This is a genomic window from Candidatus Cardinium sp. cBcalN2 (assembly GCF_022810445.1).
Lineage (GTDB): Bacteria > Bacteroidota > Bacteroidia > Cytophagales > Amoebophilaceae > Cardinium.
In genome coordinates this window covers 1-2,898 of sequence record NZ_JAACGD010000058.1, presented here as the reverse complement: position 1 = coordinate 2,898, position 2,898 = coordinate 1, and the positions used below count along the sequence as shown (strand labels likewise).

Here is a 2,898-nt window from a genome sequence, read left to right as displayed (position 1 = left end):
GAATACTTGATACCGTTCACCCCTATGGCTTATGCTAGGAAAAAAACGCGCTCTTTGAAAAACGTGCGTTCAGAAAGCTTAGTTTACAGCTGGAAAAACAGGAACCTCTCTCCAATCCATCCCGGAAACTGTTTTTCTTTTCATCTGTAAACGCCGCTTTCTGATCGCACTTTTTTCAAAGGGCGCGTTTTTTTCCTAGCATAAGCCATAGTGGTGAACGACGGAAACATTGTTCTGACCCGCTCTAAGAGGTGATTTCTCAGCTCAATTATTTTACAAGGGACGTTTTTTCTTAACGGTATCATACCGGTGAATAAATAGAAAACTTTTGCGCTAAGTTTAGGATATTTTTTTGATTTGTAAAAATAAATTGTTATGATATGAGATGCATCAGTCCTCTAACTATTTTTTAAAATTCTTAATTTTTTTATGATTTACTTGAATATGCCCTTATACATAGTGGCAGCTTTTTTGGTATTAACCTTGGCAGTAGGGATTTATTTCAGTAGAAAAAAAACAAATTTTCGAGAATATGCAGTAGGTAATAAGCAATTTGCTACCGCTACTTTGGTGGCTACGGTCTTAGCCACTTTGTATAGTGGGGGGGGCTTGGTCCGTAACGTACAAACTGTTTATGAGATAGGAACATCTTGGATAGTTATTTTGCTTTTAGATTGTTTTGGTTTGTGGATTATTGGTAAGTTAGCTTTGCGTATGGGGCCATTTATGCAGCATCTTTCCATGGCAGAAACAATAGGTAGTACCTATGGTAAGTATCCAAGGATTATGGGTGCCATAGTTGGGATTTGTGGTGGGATTGTTGTGATTACGTCCCAAATCCTTGTAATCAGTGAAGCTATTGGCATGTGTGTCAACTTGGTTAACCCTTTTCTAATTACTATCCTGGCTACCTTACTACTTATTTTCTATTCCACTTTTGGAGGTATTCGTGCCGTTACCTATACAGATGTATTACAATTTATCACCTTTTCAATTATTATTCCTCTCTTGGCCTGGTTTATGTTTGTAAAAACAGGAAAATCCATTTCGACTATGATGCCTATAATACAGAGTCAAGTTAAATTTCAGTTTAAGAATTTGTTTTATTCTAACAGTAGGTTATTAGACAGTAGGTTATTAGATATGTTTCTACTCTTGCTATCCTGTATAACTTCTTACATACAACCTCAACTTATGCACCGAGTATATATGAGCTCCAATTCGGTCCAGGCCCAAAAGGTTTTTTCGTATGCAACTCTCTTTAATATTATTATAACTTTTTTCATTATCCTAGTTGGCTTATTTGTTTTTATTGGAGCAACTGATTTACAGAAAGAAAATATTTGGCCCTATATCATGTCGCATATTCCGCCCTTTTTTAAAGGGTCCCTTGCGATTGGTCTACTTGCTATGGCCATGTCTACAGCTGATTCTTGTTTGAATGGTTGCGCCGTTATGGTGAGCCATGATATACTAAAAAGCCTACAAAAAAATAAAGAAATTGCTGATTCGTGTCAGCTTAAAATAGCCAGGTGGACGACACTAGTAGTGGGTATTTTGGCTATGCTGTTGGCTTTTAGCTGTCAAGATCTGTTACAATTATTTTACTGGTCTCTTGCTTGTTTTATACCTACTATAGTTGCCCCCTTTATTTTAGCTGTTTTCGGATTTCGAGGCACTTCCCGTACCGCTCTAATTGGTATGGCTACAGGCATAATAACTATTTTGGCTTGGAATAAATGGGTTAACTCTTCAACAGGGATGGATGGCTCTTTTCTTGCTATGCTAGCCAATGGCCTAGCCATGATGGCCGCTCACTACCTGTTCAAACAACCAGAAAGTGCCGGTTGGGTTGGCCCAGATACTCATTTTAAACAAATGCAACAAGCCAAGGCCCGAAGAAGTGCAGAACGCAAAGAAGCCATTAAAAATGGTTGGGCTAATAGAAGCGCTACTTTGGCTAAGCTCAAACCAAGTCACACCACCATCGTATGTACCGGATTCTATCTTGCGATTACTAGCTTATTGACCCATTTTATAGCGCCTATTGCCCATAATAGTTCTTGGCTTATGGTGCAGCTGGTTGTAGCCGCTTTTTTTATAGGCTATCCATTTCTTTATGATATCTCGAAAAAGATAAGCGTCATTCCAAGCTGGTGTATTGGCCTATGCTGGCTAATATGGCTAGTGATTTATCTTCCTGGAAATACCATTTGGAACTGCTACCATCTGCTGGATCCGATTTTTACTATATTCTTGTTTTTAACCCATTCTACACTAATCTTATGGTTCTTACCGCTCTACCTGTCCATAGGAGTTGTGGCTACTACATTATTAGCCTCTATTTACCTCGTTCTTATTGGGGTGCCTTGCCCACTATTATCTACTCTCTTCCCACTATTTATAGCTACTCTATTCACATTTGCCATCACTATTTTCTTTAAAGTCAAACTAGGTAGTTGTACAAGCCAAATTCTTTACCTGAATAATCAAGTAAAAATTAGGGAGGCCCAACAACTCAAAGCCTCTCTCTATGATGCGGCTTTGGTGCCTTCTAATCGTGCGCCTGTTGCTAAAAGTTATGGTTTTATTTTAGCGCAAGTAGTCCGTAAAGTGGAGGAGTCTATTTCCTTTTTAGATAAAGATACGCCCCTTTTTAAGGAAGACTTTCAAAGCATTATTAATAAGTTTTACGATTGGGTCACCTATTTTAATAGAAGAGAAAAAGTTAAAGAGCATGCTTTGCTGCAACCTACTCAAATTACCTTAGATAGACTCATGCGTAAAATAGAGGTGGCTTTATCTCAAGAAATAGGTACCCCCCCTAGGCTGTTAGTAGAAACAATCGATACGGCTGATAAGGCAGCATGCTATATGGTATGTGATATCCATCAAGTA

1 protein-coding gene is annotated in these 2,898 nt (G+C 38.4%); it reads left to right on the top strand.

Going from position 1 to position 2,898, the window contains the following annotated elements; all coding sequences use genetic code 11:
• Nucleotides 1–429 precede the first annotated feature (429 nt).
• A partial coding sequence (locus MUW74_RS01765) for a sodium:solute symporter (protein WP_243553037.1) occupies nt 430–2,898 on the top strand: 2,469 nt, incomplete at its 3' end.